At 69.5% G+C, this 19,196-nt stretch carries 18 protein-coding genes; 4 read left to right on the forward strand and 14 right to left on the reverse strand.

Annotated features, from left to right (window positions below; genetic code table 11):
* Positions 1-46: 46 nt before the first annotated feature.
* The 7 genes from D7X12_RS25230 to D7X12_RS25260 form a co-directional block, all read right to left on the reverse strand.
* Positions 47-979, reverse strand: coding sequence for a DMT family transporter (locus tag D7X12_RS25230; RefSeq protein ID WP_120627835.1), 933 nt, complete (start codon positions 977-979; stop codon positions 47-49).
* Positions 979-1,803 (reverse strand): hypothetical protein, encoded by an 825-nt coding sequence (locus D7X12_RS25235; protein ID WP_120627836.1) that lies wholly within the window; start codon positions 1,801-1,803, stop codon positions 979-981. Before D7X12_RS25235 ends, D7X12_RS25230 begins: the two co-directional genes overlap by 1 nt.
* Positions 1,804-1,858: 55 nt before the next feature.
* On the reverse strand, positions 1,859-2,782 hold the full coding sequence (locus D7X12_RS25240) for a hypothetical protein (RefSeq protein ID WP_120627837.1): 924 nt from the start codon (positions 2,780-2,782) through the stop codon (positions 1,859-1,861).
* 48 nt (positions 2,783-2,830) lie between these two features.
* Positions 2,831-3,460 (reverse strand): YceI family protein, encoded by a 630-nt coding sequence (locus tag D7X12_RS25245; protein ID WP_120627838.1) that lies wholly within the window; start codon positions 3,458-3,460, stop codon positions 2,831-2,833.
* 25 nt (positions 3,461-3,485) lie between these two features.
* Positions 3,486-4,676, reverse strand: a complete 1,191-nt coding sequence (locus tag D7X12_RS25250) for a hydroxymethylglutaryl-CoA synthase (protein ID WP_244224762.1) — start codon at positions 4,674-4,676, stop codon at positions 3,486-3,488.
* 236 nt (positions 4,677-4,912) lie between these two features.
* Complete coding sequence (locus tag D7X12_RS25255) at positions 4,913-5,788, reverse strand: NAD-dependent epimerase/dehydratase family protein (RefSeq protein ID WP_120627839.1); 876 nt, start codon at positions 5,786-5,788, stop codon at positions 4,913-4,915.
* Positions 5,789-5,817: 29 nt separating this feature from the next.
* Positions 5,818-6,438 (reverse strand): luciferase domain-containing protein, encoded by a 621-nt coding sequence (locus D7X12_RS25260; RefSeq protein WP_120627840.1) that lies wholly within the window; start codon positions 6,436-6,438, stop codon positions 5,818-5,820.
* Between the two features lie 75 nt (positions 6,439-6,513).
* On the opposite strand from D7X12_RS25260, the gene D7X12_RS25265 reads away from it, so the two are divergent.
* On the forward strand, positions 6,514-7,440 hold the full coding sequence (locus D7X12_RS25265) for a LysR family transcriptional regulator (RefSeq protein WP_120627841.1): 927 nt from the start codon (positions 6,514-6,516) through the stop codon (positions 7,438-7,440).
* Between the two features lie 16 nt (positions 7,441-7,456).
* On the opposite strand, the gene D7X12_RS25270 is transcribed toward D7X12_RS25265, so the two are convergent.
* From D7X12_RS25270 to D7X12_RS25300, 7 genes are all read right to left on the reverse strand, one after another.
* The gene (locus D7X12_RS25270) at positions 7,457-7,918 is read right to left on the reverse strand and encodes a PaaI family thioesterase (protein WP_120627850.1); all 462 of its coding nucleotides are present in this window, start codon (positions 7,916-7,918) and stop codon (positions 7,457-7,459) included.
* An 11-nt stretch (positions 7,919-7,929) separates the two neighbouring features.
* Complete coding sequence (locus tag D7X12_RS25275) at positions 7,930-9,006, reverse strand: acyl-CoA dehydrogenase family protein (protein WP_120627849.1); 1,077 nt, start codon at positions 9,004-9,006, stop codon at positions 7,930-7,932.
* A gap of 16 nt (positions 9,007-9,022) precedes the next feature.
* A complete protein-coding gene (locus D7X12_RS25280) occupies positions 9,023-10,147 on the reverse strand; it encodes an FAD-dependent monooxygenase (RefSeq protein ID WP_120627842.1) in 1,125 nt (374 codons plus the stop codon).
* A complete protein-coding gene (gene asnB / locus D7X12_RS25285; RefSeq protein ID WP_120627843.1) occupies positions 10,144-12,096 on the reverse strand; it encodes an asparagine synthase (glutamine-hydrolyzing) in 1,953 nt (650 codons plus the stop codon). The genes D7X12_RS25280 and asnB overlap by 4 nt, the downstream gene beginning before the upstream one ends.
* 694 nt (positions 12,097-12,790) lie before the next feature.
* Positions 12,791-13,285 carry a DUF6644 family protein gene (locus tag D7X12_RS25290; protein WP_120627844.1) on the reverse strand — a complete coding sequence of 165 codons (495 nt, stop codon included), beginning with the start codon at positions 13,283-13,285 and terminating at the stop codon, positions 12,791-12,793.
* Complete coding sequence (locus D7X12_RS25295) at positions 13,285-13,635, reverse strand: DUF6152 family protein (protein ID WP_120627845.1); 351 nt, start codon at positions 13,633-13,635, stop codon at positions 13,285-13,287. The genes D7X12_RS25290 and D7X12_RS25295 overlap by 1 nt, the downstream gene beginning before the upstream one ends.
* A gap of 149 nt (positions 13,636-13,784) precedes the next feature.
* A complete protein-coding gene (locus tag D7X12_RS25300) occupies positions 13,785-14,426 on the reverse strand; it encodes a hypothetical protein (protein WP_120627846.1) in 642 nt (213 codons plus the stop codon).
* Between the two features lie 395 nt (positions 14,427-14,821).
* Between D7X12_RS25300 and D7X12_RS25305 the strand changes: the two genes are divergently transcribed.
* The 3 genes from D7X12_RS25305 to D7X12_RS25310 all read left to right on the forward strand — a co-directional run.
* Positions 14,822-15,496, forward strand: a complete 675-nt coding sequence (locus D7X12_RS25305; RefSeq protein ID WP_120627847.1) for a hypothetical protein — start codon at positions 14,822-14,824, stop codon at positions 15,494-15,496.
* A 90-nt stretch (positions 15,497-15,586) separates the two neighbouring features.
* Entirely contained in the window at positions 15,587-18,409 is a 2,823-nt protein-coding gene (locus D7X12_RS44530; RefSeq protein WP_158620117.1) for an endo-1,C4-beta-glucanase, read from the forward strand.
* Positions 18,410-18,550: 141 nt separating this feature from the next.
* Positions 18,551-19,196: Crp/Fnr family transcriptional regulator (locus tag D7X12_RS25310; protein WP_244224763.1), on the forward strand; the 646-nt coding region annotated here is incomplete at its 3' end.

Here is a 19,196-nt window from a genome sequence, read left to right on the forward strand (position 1 = left end):
CTCTGGGCACCCGCCCGGCCCCGCGCTGAACGCCGCCCGGTGACGCTCAGGCGCTCTGGGTGCTCCGGGCGTTCACCATGGCGATGCCCGCCAGGATGACGCCGATGGACAGCAGCATGGGCAGGGTCAGGTGCTCGTTGAAGAAGAGCAACCCGGACAGCACGCCGGTCGCGGACACGACGTAGCCGAACTGGCTGAAGTACACCGGGTCCGCGACCTTCTGGAAATGGAAGTACACGCGGTAGCCCAGGCTGGTGAAGCAGCACTGGGCCAGGATGACGCTCCACCCCGCCAGGCCGGGGCGCGGCAGCCCCCCGTTCATCAGCAGCAGCGGCAGCAGCGCGAGCGCCCCGCCCAGCAGCATCCCCCCCGCCAGCAGGCTCGCGGGCACGCCCTTGGGCATGCGCAGCTTCCGGTACACGTTGCCGGCCGCGATGCTGATGGGCGTGCAGAGCGCCAGCGCCAGCCACCAGGAGGACCCGGTGCCGGGCGCGCTGTTGCGGCCCAGCACGAGGATGGCCGCGCCCACCAGGCCCACCACGATGCCGGCCAGCCGCAGCGGCCGGTAGCGTTCAATGCCCAGCCCCCAGGCAAAGGCATACGTGAACAGCGGCGGCAGCGTGTACACCAGCGACGTCACGCTGGTGCCCACGCTCTGCATGACGATGAAGGTCACGCTGTTGGGGACGGCCACGCTCAGCACACCGGCAATCAGGCTGTAGAGCAGCACGGGCCGCGCCTCCGGGGTGCCCGTCACGCTCCGGCTTCCGGCGAACGCCAGCACCAGCCCGCTGCCGAGCGCCGGCCAGAAGGCGAACTCCAGCGGCGACCAGCCCTCCGCGCGCGCCACGCGGGACATGGGCAGCATGCTGCCCAGCAACATCCCGGTGGCGATGAGCAGCAGCAGGGGCGCATCCCCCCACTGGCGCAGGCGGGAGCCCGCAGGGGAGGAGGACGTTATCGGCAGGGGGGCGCTCATCAGAAGGTCGTGCCCAGCGCCAGCGCCGCCGCCCAGACCCCGTTTTCGGAGAAGGCGAAGCCCAACGGCGCATCCAGGTTCATCACCAGCCGGGCCTCCACGAAGCCCGCCGAACCGTAGAAGCGCGCGTGGGGGATGAGCGCGAGGAAGGTGGGGTCCGCGCCCTCCACCGCCGTCGCCAGGTAGATGGCCTGGAAGGTGGAACCCACCAGGACATGGGAGGAGACGTCCATGCTCGCGGAGCCGGAGACCTGGAAGACCGCGTCCACCCGCTGGCCGCGCTTCTTGGAGAGCTGCGCGGACATGGGGATGCGCCCGTCCAGGCCGAAGCGGAAGCGCCCCGTCTTCAGCGTCGCGTCCACCCAGGGCGTCAGGCCCAGCAGCCCCGGGTTCACCAGGCTGAAGGCGCTGTTGCCCCGCAGCGTGGCCGCGCGCCGCAGGAGCGCGGAGCCGAAGTCGTCCGGGTCGGTGATGAGGGTGAAGGGCAGCACCAGGTTTCCACCCGTGCGGACCTTCAACGCGCCGTCGTCGCTCAGCACGCCGCCCAGGCCCACGGAGGGGTTGCCCGCCTGGAACGCGGTGGGGCCACCCGCCCGGGATGGGGCATAGGCGAAGAGCCAGGCGGCGCTGAGGCTCAGCCTGTCTGACAGCGCCATGGAGGCGGAGATCGCCGGGGCGAACACCGTGGTGGGCTGCCCGTTGAGCGACCCGGAATAGGCATACGTCTCATACAGCAGCGTGTTGGGCGGGCGCGGCGCGGGCCCCTGCGCGAGGGCCGCCGGGGAGGCGAGGAGGAGCGCGGCGGCGCCGAGGGCGCGAAGCAATGGAGTCATGACGGTGGAGGGCGGCGGTGAAAAGAAGGGAAGGGAAGCCAGACGCTCAGAGCGCCACGGGCGCGTACGCCGCGCCGAACTGGAGCAACTCCGGGCCCAGGAGGAAGGCCAGACACAACGCGGCGAACGTCTCTCGCTCCGGCGGCGAGGGCGGACCGGGGTGCACGTCCGTGCGCGGCTCGCACGACGGCAGCGCTAATACCTCCTCGGACTCCGACTCCGGCTCCGGCAGGGGGCGCGCCGCATCGAAGCGCGCGTGGGACGGACGCAGCTGGTGGGGCACCCCCGGCAGCGACTCCGTCACCGCGCGGACCACCGGCCCCTGCCCGTCGGAGACGACCCCGACGACCGGCACGTCCAGGGCGAGCGCCAGCTCCTGGAAGCGCGGCACCAGCTCCTCCGCGCGGTGCTCCGGCAGGCTCCAGGCCCCCAGCACCTCGGAAGACAGACACTCCCGCGCCACCCACAGCACCTCGTTGCCCACCTCCGGGCGCAGGGCGCTCATGGACAGCACCACCCGGCCCAGCTTCTGCGTCACCGCCTTGAGCCGGAGACAGTCCCCCAGGCGCAGGGCCAGCAATTCGTCGTACCGGGCCAGCAGGTTGGTGACGCTGCGCTCGGAGATGGGCACGTCCCGCGAGCGCAGGGCCGCATGGATGGACGGGACGCTGCGCTGCTCCTGATAGCGCAGCGCCCCGATGAGCGCGATGACGTCCAGGCCGAACTCATGCTCCGGCAGGACCCACAGCCCCTCCTCCTCCGCGCGGATGGCCTTCAGGCGCAGCGGACAGCCCTCCCGGTGACACACCCGCACCTGCACCTTCAGCGCGACGACGCCGTTCAGCGTCACCACGTTGCGGCGCGCCCGGTAGTCCGCGGGCGCCTGCCCGCCACAAGCGGCGCACTGCCGCCGCCGATTCTCGAGCCCGACCTGGCGGCTGGCCGGGGGATGCGCGGTGTTCCGAGCCATGACACCAACTCCGAGGGGAAGGGGGAAGACCGCCGGAAGACGGCGGTGTTACGGGGTGGTGCTCGTGGCCGACTTCACCGGCGCCTTCGGCTGCTTCTTGACGAGTTCAATCTCGAGGGTGATGGAGATCTGCTCCCCCACCGCCACGCCGCCCGTCTCCAGGGCCGCGTTCCACGTCAGGCCGAAGTCCTTGCGGTTGACCTTCGTGGTCGCCGTGCCGCCCCGCTTGATGTTGCCGTACGGGTCCTTGGCCTCCACGGTGAAGCCCTCCGCCTCCAGCACCACGGGCTTCGTCACGCCGTGGATGGTGAGGTTGCCCATCAGCTTCAGGCCGTCACCGGACTTCTCCACCTTGGTGGACTTGAAGGTGAGGGTCGGGAACTTCGCGACGTCGAAGAACTCGTTGCCGCGCAGGTGCTCGTCGCGCTTCGCGTCGTTCGTGTTGACGGTCGCAGCGTCGATGACCGCCTCCACCGACGACTTCGTGATGTCCTTCTCATCGATGTTCGCCGTGCCGGTCACCTTCGAGAAGGAGCCCCGCACGTTCGACACCATCATGTGCTTGACGGAGAAGAGCGCCGACGAGTTCGTCGGGTGGATCTCATACTCGGTGGCGGCGGCGAGCGAGGGAGCGGCGAGGATGGCGGCGAAGGCGAGGGACTTGAGGAACGACGTCATGGTGTTGCTCTCCAATGGGAAAAGATCAGGTCGCGTAGATGCGCTTGTGGTCGCGCGTGCCCTGGTAGCGGAAGCCTGAACCGGCGGCGTCCGCGGCGGGCCGCTCGTCCAGGTGCTCCCGGGCGCGCATCACGTCTTCGTACTCAGGGATGGACAGCGCGCGGCGGCGCGCCAGCCGCGCCTCCAGGCCCAGGGCCTTCACGCGCGCCTGGGCGCCGTCCTGCACCACGCCGCTGAAGAACTCCGCGCAGGACCCGCTGCCGTAGGAGAACAGGCCCACGCGCTTGCCCGTCAGGTCCTCCGGGGCCGACGACAGGAGGCTCGCCAGCGCCAGGTACATGGAGCCCGTGTAGATGTTGCCCACCTGCGAGGGCATCACCAGGCTGTGGCCCACCAGCCGGTCGAAGCTGGCGTCCGGCGCGGCGTCGCCGTCCAGCGTGCGCAGGTGCCGGTGCGCCTTGCGGGACATCTTCCCGTAGGGCACGTGGTAGACGAGCGCGGCGAAGCGGTCGCTGTAGGCGCCCTCTCCACCCGCGTCCCCCGCGGCCTCCTGGTAGGCCCGGTAGGCGCCCTCCAGCGCGGCCAGGTAGCACTCGACCGAATAGTGCCCGTCCACCAGCGCGTCCTTCGAATACAGCGGACGCCAGAAATCCATCACGTCCTTGGAGTAGACGCCCGTCTTGCCGGCCTCCAGGACGACGAGGGCGGGATGGTCCGACACCAGCATCGCCACCGCGCCCGCGCCCTGGGTGGGCTCGCCCGGCGTGCCCACGCCGTAGCGGGCGATGTCCGAGCACACGATGAGCGCCTTGCGGCCCTTCGCGCTGCCGGAGCGCACCCAGTCCAGCGCCATCTGGAGCGCGGCGGTGCCGCCGTAGCAGGCGTGCTTCGTCTCGAAGATGCGGCAGCGCGTGGACAGGCCCAGCAGGCCCTGGACGTAGGAGGCCACCGGCTTCGAGTGGTCCACCGCCGTCTCCGTGCCCACCACCAGCAGGCCGATGTCGTCGGGCGAGCAGTGGGCCGACTCCAGCGCCATCCGCGCCGCGCGCGCCGCCAGCGTCACCGTGTCCTCGTCCACCAGCGGCACGCCCATGCGCGTCACGCCCAGGCCGTCCACGTACTTGCCCGGCGCGACCCCACGCGCCATCGCCAGGTCCGCCAACTCCACGTACGTGTCCGGAACGGCGACACCGATTGCTTCCAGGCCTACCAGCATGACTGCCCCCTCGAATTGCTTCGTTGTGTTCACCGCGCACACGCCCCCCGTGCCCCACGGATGTGATGGCGGGGAAGACGTGTGTGTCATTGACTCAATGCCAGCGGCTCGCGCGGGGCCCCAACCCCGCACGCTGCCGTCGGGTGCTCCAGGCTCGCCGGAAGCCGTGCTCCTGGCGGCGGCCCGCCGCGCTTCGGTGTTGGAGGCACCGACGCGCCGGCGGGAGCCGTCTGTCTTCAGCGCCGCGCGTAGGAACCGCTGCGCAGCTCGTCGATGATGCCGGGGCCCTTGGGCGTCCAGCCCAGGAGCTTCTGCGCGTGCTGGGCGGAGAACTGCTGATCCAGGACCAGGGCGTCCGCGAACGCGCCGAACTGCTTGCGCGCCTCCTCCAGCGGCCAGGCGACCGTCTTGCCCCCGGCGCCAGCGCCCTCGCTCGCGGCGGCGGCGACGTCCTTCACCTTCACGGACGGGCCCTGCACCGCGACCAGCACCGTGCCGGCGGGGGCCTTCTCCACGGCGCGCACGTAGAGGTCCGCCAGGTCCTCCACGAACACCACCGGCCAGTGGTTCTCACCCGTGCCCATGTAGCGGGCGGCGCCGTGGTCCTTCACGGACGACGTGAGCAGGGTGGGGATGCCGGCGCCCTTCCCGTAGACGATGCCCGGGCGGATGACGATGCCGCGCACGCCCGGCGTGCCCAGCGTGCGCTGCTCCACGGCCGGGCGCCAGGCGACCAGCGCCGCCGCGCTCAGCGGGGTCTCTTCGTTGACGACGTTGCCGCGCGTGTCGCCGTGCACCCAGACACCGCTGGTGTAGACGAACGTCTTGTCCGTGCCCTTGAGCGCGTCCAGCACCGCCGCGACGGCGGGCGCGTCCACCGCCTCGCTGTTGGTCGTCGCGGTCCAGACGACCGCGTCCAGGTCCTTCACCAGGGCGGCCAGCCCGGCGGTGTCCGCCAGGTCCCCCGTCACGGCCTGGACGCCACGCTGGGTGAGCTTGTTGCGCGCATCGTCGGAGCGCGCCAGGCCCACGACCTGGTGGCCCGCGCGCTTGAGCGCATCCACCACCGCCCCGCCGATGTAGCCCGTCGCGCCCGTGACAAGGATCTTCATGTTCAGCCTCTTCTTGAGTTCAGGTTGAGTCATTGGACAGTCACCCCCACCACCTGGCCGTCATGGGCCCAGGCGTAGGAGCGCAGCAGCAGTTGCCACACGACCTCCAGTTCCTCGGCGTCGCGGGGTCCGTAGAGCATGGGCGTCCCGGAGCGCGGATGGGGCATGCCCCAGCCCTGCTGGAACACCTGCCGCGCCAGGTCCGGCGGGAACTTCACGTGCAGGCTGCCGTCCTCCGCGGGGTGGATGTGCGCGAACTCCGTGCCCACCTGGAACGCCGCCCGGGGCCCTCGCACGGACTCCGGCCGCAGCCAGAACGCGCGGGCGCCCGGCACGGAGATGCCGCTGGGCGCCACCGTCACGTCCGGCAGGGCCGCGGCCCGGGTGAAGAGGCGCTCCTGGATGTCCGGAGGGGACACCTGGCTCAACTGCCGGTGCGCCAGCGGCGTGCCCGGAGGCGCGTCGGTCGTCTCCGGGCGCGGGCCCTTGCGCGCACCCAGGCGGAAGGACGGCTCCGGCGCCGTGGAGGCCAGCACCCGCGACATGCCCGGCGCCTCCGCGCGGGGCACTTCATTCGCTGGAGGGGTGCAGGCCGTCGTGGCGAAGAGCAGCGCCACGTGCACCCCGAGGACCTTCCTTCGGGAAACCATGACTTCCCTATAGAGCGGGTTGACGACTGGACACTACGCGCAGGAGGGAAAAGGATTGTTTCCTGGAGGTGACCAATGGAGCACGTCGCACCCTATTTCACGTTCGCCGAAGTGGTGCGGACCGGCAGCTTCACGGTGGCGGCCAGGCGGCTGGGCCTGTCGAAGGCGACGGTGAGCAAGCAGGTGATGCTGCTGGAGAGCACGCTGGGCGTCCGGCTCCTGCACCGCACCACGCGCAAGCTGTCGCCGACGGCGGAGGGGCAGGCGCTGGCCACGCGCTGTCAGCGCATGACGGAGGAGCTGGAGGCGGCGAAGGCGGAGGTGCTGCTGCTGCGGCGCAAGCCGCGCGGCCGGCTGCGCGTGAGCCTTCCGATGACGTTCGGGCTCATGCAGGTGGTGCCGGCCATGCCGGAGTTCCTGGAGCGCTACCCGGAGATCGACCTGGACATCCAGTTGGATGACCGCGTGGTGGACCTGGTGGAGCACGGCTTCGACGTCTGCATCCGCATCGCGCAGATGCCGGACTCGTCACTCGTGGCCCGGAAGCTCGCGTCCAGCCGCCGCGTCATCTGCGCGACGCCCGCGTACCTGAACCGCCACGGCACGCCCCACCGGCCCGAAGACCTGCGGCAGCACCGCTGCGTGCAGTACACCTACCTGGCCTCCGGCACCGCCTGGAAGCTGCGCGGGCCCGACGGCAAGGAGACCCTGGTGGAGACGTCCGGGCCGCTGCAAGCCAACAGCAGCCTGGCCCTGAAGACCGCGGTGCTGGGGCACGCCGGCATCGGGCAGTTCCCGCTGTTCGCGGTGGCGGAGGAGCTGCGCGGCGGGCAGCTGGTGGAGGTGCTGGACGACCACCCGCTGCCGGACCTGTCCATCTGGGCCGTGCACGCACCCGGGCGCACCATCACCCCGAAGATCCGCGCCTGGGTGGACTTCCTGGCCCGGCGCTTCGCGAGCGACACGGGCTGGAGTCACGCCACACCGCCCCGGCGCGGGTGAAGAACGCGCAGAGGCGTCAGCCCTTGCGGGCCGCGCCATCCTGCCAGTCCACGCGCATGCGGAACTTGCTCAGCTGCGCGGAGGCGATCTGCGTGCGCTGGCCGTCCTCCGAAATCTTCCAGGCCTGGCTCTGGGTGAAGATGAGGTTGCGGCCGCTTCGCAGCACGTGGGCCTCGAAGAGCACCTCCGCGCCCAGGGGCGTGGCGGACATCATCATGCTGTTGAAGCTGTTGGTGAGCGCGTACTCGTCAGGCCCCAGCATGGGCAGGGTGGCCAGCATGCTGACCACGTCGAGCATGGAGTAGATGACCCCGCCGTGCAGGGTATGGCTCAGGTTGTCGATGGCCTCCGTGACGCGCAGGCGGCACTGGCAGAAGCCCGGGCGCTGCTCGATCAGCCGCAGGCCGCAATAGCGCTGGTAGGCGTGCTCCAGGAGCGCCTGCGAGTGCGCCCGGGCGTGTTCACTCAGGTCCTTCATCGTGTCTCCCATCACAAGGCCCGTCCGATGACTTCCAGCATCACTTCGCGCGCGCCCCCGCCAATGCCGAGCAGCCGCGCGTCGCGGTAGATGCGCTCCACGACCGCCGGCTCGACGCAGCCGTGCGCGCCCTGCAGCTGGACCGCGTCGTGCGCGATGCGCTCCAGCACGTCCACCGCGGAGTTCTTGGCGATGGCGGCCTGCGCCGGGGAGAGCTTCCCTTCCGCCTGCCAGCGCACCGCCTGCTCCACGTACACCCGCACCACGCTCAATTCGGAGTGCCGTTCGGCCAGGCGCTGGCGCAGCACGGACTTGTCCAGCAGCGCCTCGCCGCCCACCCGGCGCCCGCGGCAGTACGCCACCGTGTCGCGCAGCGCCAGCTCCGCGGACGCCACCGCCATCACCGCCAGGTTCAGCCGCTCCTGTTGCAGGCACTGCTGGAGCAGCCGCCCCGCCTCGCGTCCGGCGATGAGGAGGCGCGCGGGCGTCGCTTCGAAGCGCAGCGCGGCGAGCGGCAGGCACCGCCAGCCCAGGCACGAAAGCCGCGTGCTGCTCAGTCCGGGCGCGGAGCCCTCCACCAGGAACAGCCCCAGGGCGCCCTCGTGGACCGCGCCCACCAGCAGCAGGTCCGCGCGGCCCCCGTTGCAGATGAAGCGCTTCTCCCCGGTGAGCCGGTGGCCGCCTTCGTGCGGCTCCGCCCGGCACTCGAAGGCGCGCAGGTCGGAGCCCGCCTGGGGTTCGGTCAGCGCGAGGACGATGCCCTGGTCGCCCTTGAGCACCGCCGGCACCACGCTCGCCGCGACCCGGGCGTCGCTGCCCTGCACCGCCTTGAGGCTGACGAAGTGCGACGCCAGCCCCATGGTGATGCCCTGGGCGCCGCCCAGGGTCAGCTCCTCCACCAGCACCGCCAGCGCCTGGGGGTCGTCGGGGAGCTGCTCCGGGGATTGCCCCAGGGCCAGCAGGCCCGCCCTGCCGGCCTGCCGGTAGAGCTCCAGCGGGTACTCGCCGTCGCGCTCCCAGGCGTCCACGTGGGGCCGCACATGGTCGTTGACGAAGGCGCGCACCTGCTCCCGGAACGCTTGCGACATCGTGTCCGTGCCCACCCTAGAAGACCGTGGTCTGCGCCAGGTGCTGGAAGCGCTGGACGATGGGGGACAGGCGCGCCGGGGACACCTCGCCCTCCGGTTCGAAGTAGTAGAGCTGGGTGAAGTCGTTCATCACCTGGAGCATCTCCCGGGAGCGCCGCGACGCGCGGATTTCGTAGCGCTTGAGCGCCGTCTCCAGGCCTTCGTCGCAGTGTCCCACCAGGGCCTGGGCCAGCATGAAGCCGTTCTCCAGCCCCAGCGTCAGCCCGTAGCCCAGGGTGGGCAGCATCGCGTGGATGCTGTCGCCCAGCATCACCACGCGGCCCCGGAACCACTGGCCCTCGCCCGTGAGCGCCTTGAGCTTGTGGGTGAGGATGTCCTCCTCCGGCGTCCGCGCCATCATCCGCAGCAGGTCCTCCGGCAGCTGCGCGAACAGCTCCAGCAGGCCCTGCCTGTCCAACAGGGGCTGGTTCTTGTGCTGGTAGGCGGCGAACCAGTAGCGCAGCGAGCTGGCCTTGTTGAGCGGGTACGTCACCACGCGCGAGTGGTGGGACGTGAAGATCTGACAGCGGTCGGAGTGCAGCAGGGGAGAATCGAACGCCACCACGCCCCGGCTGGCCACCAGCCCCGTGTCATGCGGCACGAGGCCCGGGTTGACGAACGCGCGCGTCGTGGACGACACGCCGTCCGCGCCAATGGCCAGGTCGAAGTCGAAGCAGTGGCCGTTGGTGAAGGTGAGGCGCACCTGGTCGCCCACGTTCTCCAGCCGCTCACAGCCCATGTCGTAGTGGATGTCGTCCTCCTCCAGGCTGTCCGACAGCAGGCGGAACAGCTCCGTGCGCAGGAACATCATCGCCGGGGCGGGCAGGCCCAGGCCGTCCGCGCGCACCGGCTGGCTGTGGATGAGCCGGCCCTGCTTGTCGTGCGTGTCCAGGAACTCGATGGGCTGCCCCCGGGAGAGGAACTTCCGGTCCTTGAGCACGAAGCGCAGCACCTGCATGGCCTGCGGCCATACGTAGATGCCCGTGCCCGAGTCCCGGGGTCCCTTGCCACGCTCGAAGACGACGCAGTCCACGCCCAGGCGCTTGAGCATGACCGCGCAGGCGAGGCCGTTGAGGCCCGCGCCGATGATGGCGACCCTCACGCGGCCTCCTCGCGGGCACTCCACAGGGGCTGCGAGCCGGAGGAGCGCAGCGAGTACCGGTTCTGCAACAGGCACAGGCTGGTCAGCTCCATCAGCATCGGGTCCAACAGGCCCTGCTCATGGGCGCTGAGCTGCGGCAGGCGGTTGAGCAGGTCGCGCACGCGGGCCGGGTCGAAGAAGGGCAGGGCGTCCAGCTCCTTGCCGTTCAGCACGTCGCGCACCAGCTGGTAGAGCCGGCCCTTCTGCTGGAGCGTGGCCGGGGGCGCGCGGAAGTAGTGCTTCTTGCGCTTGTAGAGGGCATCCGGCAGGTACGACTTCATCGCCTCGCGGAAGACGTACTTCTCCGTGGAGCCGCGCACCTTCATCCAGACGGGCATCTGGCAGGCCAGCTCCACGACGTGGTGATCCAACAGGGGGACGCGGCCCTCGATGCTGTGGGCCATCTCCATGCGGTCGCCCAGCGTGGTGAGCACGAAGTTGGGCAGGTAGGACTTGGCCCACAGGTACATGGACTTGTGGACCGGGTCGCGGCCCTCCAGGTTGCGGTGGTCCAACCGGTCGTAGAACTGGCGGTAGGGGTCCGTGCCCTCGAAGCGCTCCCGGAAGTCCTTGCGGTAGAGGGCCTCCAGCGCCTTGAACCAACCGGCCTGGTTGTCCAGCCAGGACACGCCGTGGCTGAGCTGCTCCACCATCCAATGGATGTCCTGGGGCATGTCCGGCCGCTGGTAGCCGTTCTCGCTCTCCTGGATGCGCTGGCGCAGCTGGGTGACGAGCTTCGGGTCCTGGCGCTCCGGGTTGTACAGGAGCATGTCGCGGCGGAAGTGCGGGTAGCCGGCGAAGACCTCGTCGGCGCCCTCGCCGGTGAGGACGACCTTCATCCCGGCGTCGCGCACCGTCTGGCTGAGGATGTACTTGGCCACGCCGTGCGCGTTGAAGAACGGCGTCTCGTTGTGCCAGAGGGCCTGCTCGAAGTGGTCCGCGAGGTCGTCCTGGGACACGGCCACGGTGTGGAAGCGCGCCCCGTTGTGCTCCGCGGCCAGCCGGGCGAAGCGGTTCTCGTCGTAGTCGTCCATGTCCGTGAAGGACAGGTTGAACGCATCCAGGGGCTGGCCCGACAGCTGGGTGGCCACGCCCAGCATGGCGGAGGAGTCAATGCCGCCGCTCAGGTAGACGCCCATGGGCACGTCGGCGCGCAGGCGCAGGCGCACGGACTTCTCCACCGCGGCGCGGACGGCTTCAATCATCCCCTGCTCGTCGGAGGGATCCGGCGCGTCCTGGCGGGCGAACTCCATGTCCCAGTAGCGGCCGTGGTGCAGGCCACCGCTGTCGGCCATCACCCAGCACCCCGGCTGCACGCTGCGCACGCCCTTGAAGAGCGTGTGGTCGCGCAGATAGAAGGCGCGGCTCGCGTAGGCGTCCTCGTCCCACTCCGCGGGGACCCCGGCGGCCAGCAGCGCCTTGATCTCCGACGCGAAGTACCAGGCGCCCCGGTGCTGGGCGTAGAACATGGGCTTGATGCCCATGCGGTCGCGCACGGCCAGCATCAGGCGGCGCTGCCGGTCGAACAGCAGGATGGCGAACTCACCGCGCAGCTGCTTGAGCCCGGCCAGGCCGGAGCGGCGGTACAGGTGCAGGGCAATCTCACTGTCGGAGTCCGTCTTGAACTGGCAGCCGAGCGCCTCCAGCTCGCGGCGGATCCGCTCGTGGTCGTAGAGCTCGCCGTTGACCACCAGCGTGATGTCGCCCTGGTCCGCGACGATGGGCTGCTTGCCGTTGTCCAGGCCGATGATGCTCAGGCGGACGTGCCCCAGCACGGCGCGGCCGGCGGGGTCATGCCACAGGCTGCGCTCGTCGGGTCCACGGTGGTGGAGGGTGGTCAGCGCGGTGAGGAGGGCCCGGTCGTCAAACGACGCGGGATTACGCTGGTAGACGCCAATGAATCCGCACATAGCAGGCTGCTTCCTTCGAGATAAAACGGGTCCGTCAGCGCCAGCGGCATGAGCGCCCCCAAGGCGCCCACGACACGGCGGAGCACATGGCCGTCCGTCCTGGAGACACGTCCAGAGCGACCACGGTTTTCTGGCAATGGTTTGGAGCCCGCTGGAAGGGAGAACGCGTGAGCTACCGAGCGCCCTTCCAGGAGCGGCTCGTCAGGCGGTCGTCGAATGCATCCCCATACCGCTACAAAGTCTTCCCATCACTCCCCCTCTGAAGCCACGACCCATGACGGGTCGCTCCGGTGGCTTGATTCATCCAACCGTTCGGCACAGCACATAGCATCCCAGAAGTCAGAGCGATAGCCGAAATATCGTATCAACTGACTTAATCAGGTTACTTCAGTGTGACTGGACTGAGGCATTCCTGAGGCGCGTCTTCCTCGGGGAGAGAGCAGAATTCGCCTGCCCCTGGGGGCTCCGCCGAGGGCAGATTACGCCTGCCTTCGGTCACGGCCTCCCGTGTATGCATTTGCGGCAATACTTGCCTGCTCCGTGAGAAGTGCCGGCAGATATCGCCTGCTCTTCAGGTAGGCCTTCTGCGCGCAGGCCCGCTTCCCCCAGGAGCAATGACAGACATCCTCCGGGGCTCGGCCCCTGCGTGCGCTTCCATCCCTCGCCCACGGAGGAGGGCTACCCGGGGCTGCTCTCAGAGATAGGCGAGCAGCCGGCCGCAGGTGATGACCGCCGTCCAGAGCAGGACGGAGAGGACGGCGGCCCCCCGTGCGGCGGGAGGTGCCGCGGCTTCCGTGTCCCAGTCCCGGACCGAGCGGAAGACCCCCCGGTGGAACAGCGCGGCGTTGAGCCCCGCGAGCGCGAGCAATGCGAGCTTGAGGCCGAAGACAGGACTGCGGCCCAGCTGCGTCGCCTGGGTGAGGAAGAGCAGCGCGCCGGACGCCGCCGCCACCGCGAGGCCGCGCCGGGCCCACGGCAGCAGGTGCGCGGCGAGCTCCGTCACGGGGAGCCGGCGCGAGAGGCCCAGCAGGCGCAGGTCGAACATCACGGCCGCGCCCACGAGGACGACGAAGCCGAGGATGTGGACGGTTTCGAGCAGGGGATAGAGCAGGGGGGCGCCGCGGAGCACGTCCGCGAGCCAGGTCGATTCCAGCCAGCCGAGCCACCCGGGGTCGCCCGGCTTCGACATCAGCGCAGCTCCACCGTCTTGCCTCCCGCGGTGATGCGCTCGGCGCGCAGCTCATCCTGGGTGGTGCGGTGGGGATGGCCCTCGACGGTGACCGTGGCGCCTTCCTTCAGCGCTCTCTCCGGCAGACCACGGCTCTCCATCCGGGAAGGCGGTGCGAGGACGACGTGCCACTTTCCTTCTGGGGCCTCCAGGTCGACGTAGCCGTGCGGGTTCTCGTAGCCCGATGCGCGGATGACGCCCGTCAACTTCAGCGTGCGCTCACTGTCGTAGCTGCTCCATCCGTGGTGCGCGAGCGCGCCACCGGAGATGCACAGCGCCGCGAGCGCGCCGGCCCAGGTCGAAGTCCTCATCGTCGTGCCTCCTCTCCTGGGGAAACCCTCCTTCGGAGGCCGGGACTTCATTCGCTGCGAGCAGGCGGGCGGGCGCCTGTCGGGTCCGGAGTGTGGGGAGCGCGGGCCGGAGAGAGGTCCGGCGCGAGCTCACCCGGCGCGGGGCTCGCTCAGGTCCAGTTGACGAAGTCGATGTTGGCGGCGTCATCCACGGTGATGTTGAGGGAGGCGCACGATACCGGCTCGAACGTGTCGAACGAGGAGCCCTCCGGAGCCTCCACGCCCTTCCCGCAGGAGTAGCCGACCGGGAAGAGGGACACCCAGCCGGGAGCGACGACCTGCGCATTCGCCCTGTAGATGATGGCGTACTGCCCCGCCGCCCCGATGAGTGCGTCGAAGAAGATGTCCTCACCCTCGTAGCGTCCATCGGCCAGGGAGAAGCTCGTGGGCATGAGCAGCACCAGCCCCACGCCCAGTTCCGCCTGGTTGAGCGCCTCGGCCGGGGGGGGAGTTGGCAATGGCAGTGCGAAGGTTGCCCCGCTGCTGGTGCCCTCTCCGAACTTGTAGAGGTAGTCCGGAGAGCTGCTGCTCACCGACCAGAGCACCACCAGTTTCCCGCTCTCGGGCACCTGCTTGCCCGGCCCCGGCGTCAGCGAGCCACCCGCCATGAACCCGGAGCCCGCGTCCGGCTGCCCCGAATCGGGGACCTGTGTCCCCGCGTCCGGAGTCTCCGAGGGGGTATCGTCGCAAGCGGGGGTGGTGAGCAGGATCAGGGCGGCGAGGGCGGTATGTCTGAGAAAGACCGAAGGCATGGTTGGAACTCCAGAAGAAGGTCTGCGGTTTTTTGCGGGATGATCCACCGCTGTCCCATCGCGGGACCTCAGGGGAAACAAGTCGTTCGTTTCCTGAAGAGGGACCCACCTTGTCGCCGTCCCAAAAAAAGGGTCCGGCCCCTTCCGCAGAGACACCTACGCCGCTCGAGTTCCTGAGCGCCAGCGGTACGGCCCCTCCAGCAACGACTGAATCCGCGCCCATCCCGCAGGCAGTTGCACCCAAGCCCGAATCAAGTGGCGTCCCTGTAAAGACAGGCACCCTTCCCCTGTCGTGAAGCACCGCACCCCCAGGCTTTCGACCGGACCTGGGTTGACAGGAATTTCAACGTCCGGCCAACTTCGCTCCGAGTGAAGACAACCGGGGGGGAGGGCCCGTGCCGTTTCGTGCCAGACTCATTGCCTTCGTGTGCCTGGGGGGCGCCTGTCTGGTTGCGTTCTTCCTCCTGGAGAACCGCGCCCCGGAGGCCCCGGCCCAGGCGTCGTCATCGGCTCGCGCCGCGCCCGTCACGGCCCGGCCTGGGCCGATGCGTGCCCCGGAGGCCGGCGCCCCCTCCATCCCCTCGCGGGACGTGCCCGGACCCACGGAACAGGGAGAGGCGGAGGCCGCGCTGCAGCGCCGGCTGGAGGCCGCCCAGCAGGTCGTCTCCGTTCCCCCCGCGGGCCGGATGCCCTCGGCGGCGGGGGTGCAATCCCTCCCACCCCAGGTCGAGGCCCAGCGACAGGCGGCGCTCCAGGGCTGGAAGCACGCCGCGCAGCAGTTGATGGACTCCTGCACGGCACGCCCGAAGGAGGCCCGCCAGCCCGTGGCGCTGGGGGTGGGGTTTGCCCCGAGACCCAGGAGCCCCGGTGCCTCCACCTGGACCTTCACGCCGGACTGGATCTCCATCCCTCCGCCTGAGCTCCAGCGGCTGTGGAAGGACACGGAGCCCGACAAACTCCAGTCGTGCCTGGACCGCGCACGGAGCCTGCCCCTGGAAGTGCCCGTCCCTGGCGACACCCCCGGGCATGACGCCCCGTTCTTCGCGGAGAGCGTGCTCGTCCAGCTCTGACGCGCGCGATTTCAGCAAGCCGTAGACAAGGAGAGGAATGTAGCGATGCGGATCCCAAGCCGAAGGCTCTCGTTGTGTCTTGCAGCGGTCGTGGCCGTGGTGTCAGGGCTGGCCGTCGCGGATGTGGTCATCCTCAATCCCGCGGAGATGAAAGGTCAGGTCAACTTCGGAAGCGAGACGGTCACCCGGTTCAGGGTGAGCGCCCAATCCCAGGATGGCTTCCGGGCGGAGAAGCTGTTCACGGCGAATCCGTACTCGCTGACCATGGAGAGTGGCCACGCCTACAGGCCCGCCGTCCAGGCCTTCTTCAGCAACACGACCGCCTCGGAGGCCTACCTGGAGGTGACCCAGCAAACCCCCGTCATGGTGGACAACCAGGCCGGACCAACCACGGTGGACTTCAACCATTCCAATGCGAGCCGTGTGAACTTCTCGCTCAACGTGGTTGGGGGGACCCTCTCCAGCTACTACCTCTACGCGTACGCGAACGCTCCGACGGAGAGCAGCTCCGCAAGGACCTACAAGAGTTTCAGCACCCCGCAGCCCGCCTCCGCCTCCAGCTGGGTGTCGGCGCTCCCCGATGACGCGGTGACGGTGTACGGCACCGTCTATCTGACCACCGCGGGCGGAACCCCGGTGCAGCGCTCCCTTAGCTCACAGACGGTCAATCTGCTCCAGGGCCCCGCGAGCGTGAGCTGGCAGATCGACCTCACCAACACGGGGCAGCTCTCCGGGCAGGTGGCCATCAGCCCCAGCGCCGCGGTCGCCTACCACTACATCTACTTCCAGGGCGTGGGTGGGGCCACGAGTGGCATCTACGGCAACAAGTACCTCCCCGCCAACACGCCCTACTCCATCGACCTGCCACCTGGCGCGTATGACGTCTATCTGCAGACGCACTTCCAGCAGGGAAACCAGTCCACCACCACGAAGTCCTCTCGCGTCACCCTCAACGCTGGCACCACGAGCACCCTGGACTTCATCGAGACGCAGGGAACGGGCCAGGTCCCGATGACCGTGAGCGGCTTCTACTCCAACGCGGATGTCAGTTCGTTCCAACTGGGCTACTCGCGCGTCGACCCCGCCCCCGGCCTTTCAACCACGGCCTATGACTACACGCTGGAGAACGGGCGGTTCGAGCCCCTGCTCTCCCCGGGGAACTGGAAGCGGACCGCCCTCTATCTGAGGCTCAACGACCAGTCCAATCCGGCGCTCCCGCTCAACGCCTACGTCCAACGCAGCTACTACAATGACAGCAGCGTTCCGTTGGTCGCGGTCGCTCCGAGCGCGACGGTGAGCCTGGGCGCGGAGAACGTGACGCTCGTCAAGACCACGGCGTACTTCGACGTGCAGGAGGCCTCGCCGGAGGCTCCGGAAATCCCTCTCAGCAGCCCCTACGCCTATTTGAACCGGCAGGTCCTGAACAGCGACAACACCCTCCGCTCGTACCATTACGTCCGGGGCTATGGCTCCAGCGCCAGCCGGAGCCTGTCCTCCTTCACGCTGGTCGCCGAGCCGGGCACGTACAGCATGCAGGCGTTCGCCACGGTCAACGGCAGCATCACGCAGTTCTCCAACCAGAGCATCACCTTCGCGGCCCCGGCCCAGACGCCTGAGGGCGTGGACGTGTCCGTCACCCCCGTGGAGACCGAGGAACTCAAGGTGAGTGTCAAGTTCCCGCTGGTGACGGACCCGGGCGTCACCACGGTGGTCGAAACGCCGCTCGCGCCCGAGCCGCCGAAGGGCATCCAGCTGTTCTGCGCCGACGGTGCGAGCGCGGAGGGCATCGAGTGCAGCCCGCTCTATTACGACATCGAGACCACCGCCGGGTTCTCCGAGGCGACGGTGTGCGTCCGCAGGAAGTTCAAGGGCGCCAACGGGCTGGCGTTCTTCCTGCGCCTCTTCCACTTCAACGACACCCCGTCTCCGGGCCAGTGGGAGGAATTGCCCCCGCCTCCGGGCATGGACAGTGCGGCCATCGACTGTGCGGACGACCTGGCGGCTTGCGGCTGCACGAGCCTGGAGGACTGCGGCATCGACTACAGCTCGGATCCGCCGGTGAGCGTCATCCAGGTCTGCGGCGTGACGACCGGCTTCTCGCCCTTCACGGTGGGCGCGGTGAAGGAGGAGTTCACGAACACGGTGGGTGGCGTGGAGTACCAGGGGCCCACCGGGCCGCCATCGCTCCAGACCTGGTCCGTGCCCGCGACGGGCACGTACAAGCTCACCGCCATCGGCGCGAGCGGTGCGAGCGCCACGCAGGCCCAGGCGCAGCAGATCCAGGGTGGTTGCGGCGCCGAGCTCCGCGGCACCTTCGACCTCCAGGAGGGTGACACGTTGCAGGTCCTGGTCGGCCAGAAGGGGACCGCGGCCACGTACAGCGGCGGCGGCGGTGGCGGCACCTTCGTGCTCCGCAATGGCTCGCCCCTGCTCATCGCGGGCGGCGGCGGCGGCGTTCGCGCGGGCGCGATGGTGCAGGGACGCCATGGCAGCACGGGCACGGCCGGCGTGGCGGGCTCGGTGAGCGCCACCTACACGTCCGGGTTCGTCGCGGGCGGAACGGCAGGCCAGGGCGGCTCGCGGTCGGCGTCCTTCGGCGGGGGCGGCGGTGGCTGGTCCGGCAACGGCGCGGCGGACGGCAACTACGGCGAGGGAGGCTTCTCCTTCCACGCGGGCGGCCAGGGCGGCGCCGCGAAGACCTGCGGCGGTCTGGCGCACGGTGGCTACGGCGGTGGCGGCGCGGGCAACGGTTGCTACGGCGGTGGTGGCGGCGGTGGCTACTCCGGCGGTGGCGGCGGCCGCGTCGGTGGTGGCGGCGGCTCGCTGAACACCAGCACGAAGCCCGAGGCCCTTGAAGGCACGTGCACGCCGAACGGCCACGGACGCGTCACCATCGCCATCGAAACCGAGTAGTTCCCCGAGAAGTCCCATGGCGGCCGTCCCCGCGCACACCGGGGAGGGCCGCCATGTCCTTTTGTGCAGGGGCTCTTCTTTTCGGGCCACGTCCGCCGACCGGTGGGATGATGGGGCCCTCTCCGGTCGCGCGGGGCTCTCATGAAACACAAGCTCGTCGACTACTTCCGCCGCATCGCTCCTCTGTCGGACGAAGAAGCCCAGGCCATCCTGGACAGCATGGTCGTGAAGACCTGTCCGAAAGGCACGCACCTGCTCATGGCGGGCCAGGTCTGCACCGAGGCCTACTTCGTCCTCCAGGGCTGTGTCCGCCAGTACTACCTCGTCGACGGTGAAGAGCGGAGCAACGGGTTCTTCACCGAGGACGACTGGGTCCTCTCGATTCAGAGCATGATGACCCAGACCCCGGCGGATCACTTCCTGGTCTGCGCGGAAGACACCACGGTGGTGGTGGGCACCGAGCAACGCGAGGGGGAGCTGTATCGACGCTTCCCTCGCTTCGAGAGCATCTCCCGGATGGCGATGCAGAAGGTGCTGGCGGACCAGCAGGAGCGGCTCGCTTCCCATCTCACCGATACCCCGGAGCAGCGCTACCTCAAGCTGTCGAAGACGCGGCCGGACATCCTCCAGCGGCTTCCCCAGTACCAGCTGGCCAGCTACCACTACTGCGTCAGGGGCCCGATGGATGAACGGGGAGAGCGAGCAGTCTTCGCGGGGAGCGTCGGAGGTTGGCGCGGTGGCAGGTGGGGCACCGAGGCAGCCAGGTGGCAATCCCTTGCGCCATGGC

It is taken from the genome of Corallococcus sicarius (genome assembly GCF_003611735.1).
Lineage (GTDB): Bacteria > Myxococcota > Myxococcia > Myxococcales > Myxococcaceae > Corallococcus > Corallococcus sicarius.

Excerpts from the sequence above, each read along its gene's own strand:
- D7X12_RS25230 (WP_120627835.1), bottom strand. The coding sequence starts at position 979 with ATGAGCGCCCCCCTGCCGATAACGTCCTCCTCCCCTGCGGGCTCCCGC.
- D7X12_RS25240 (WP_120627837.1), bottom strand. The coding sequence starts at position 2,782 with ATGGCTCGGAACACCGCGCATCCCCCGGCCAGCCGCCAGGTCGGGCTC.
- D7X12_RS25245 (WP_120627838.1), bottom strand. The coding sequence starts at position 3,460 with ATGACGTCGTTCCTCAAGTCCCTCGCCTTCGCCGCCATCCTCGCCGCT.
- D7X12_RS25250 (WP_244224762.1), bottom strand. The coding sequence starts at position 4,676 with ATGCTGGTAGGCCTGGAAGCAATCGGTGTCGCCGTTCCGGACACGTAC.
- D7X12_RS25255 (WP_120627839.1), bottom strand. The coding sequence starts at position 5,788 with ATGAAGATCCTTGTCACGGGCGCGACGGGCTACATCGGCGGGGCGGTG.
- D7X12_RS25260 (WP_120627840.1), bottom strand. The coding sequence starts at position 6,438 with ATGGTTTCCCGAAGGAAGGTCCTCGGGGTGCACGTGGCGCTGCTCTTC.
- D7X12_RS25265 (WP_120627841.1), top strand. The coding sequence starts at position 6,514 with ATGGAGCACGTCGCACCCTATTTCACGTTCGCCGAAGTGGTGCGGACC.
- D7X12_RS25270 (WP_120627850.1), bottom strand. The coding sequence starts at position 7,918 with ATGAAGGACCTGAGTGAACACGCCCGGGCGCACTCGCAGGCGCTCCTG.
- D7X12_RS25275 (WP_120627849.1), bottom strand. The coding sequence starts at position 9,006 with ATGTCGCAAGCGTTCCGGGAGCAGGTGCGCGCCTTCGTCAACGACCAT.
- asnB (WP_120627843.1), bottom strand. The coding sequence starts at position 12,096 with ATGTGCGGATTCATTGGCGTCTACCAGCGTAATCCCGCGTCGTTTGAC.
- D7X12_RS25290 (WP_120627844.1), bottom strand. The coding sequence starts at position 13,285 with ATGTCGAAGCCGGGCGACCCCGGGTGGCTCGGCTGGCTGGAATCGACC.
- D7X12_RS25295 (WP_120627845.1), bottom strand. The coding sequence starts at position 13,635 with ATGAGGACTTCGACCTGGGCCGGCGCGCTCGCGGCGCTGTGCATCTCC.
- D7X12_RS25300 (WP_120627846.1), bottom strand. The coding sequence starts at position 14,426 with ATGCCTTCGGTCTTTCTCAGACATACCGCCCTCGCCGCCCTGATCCTG.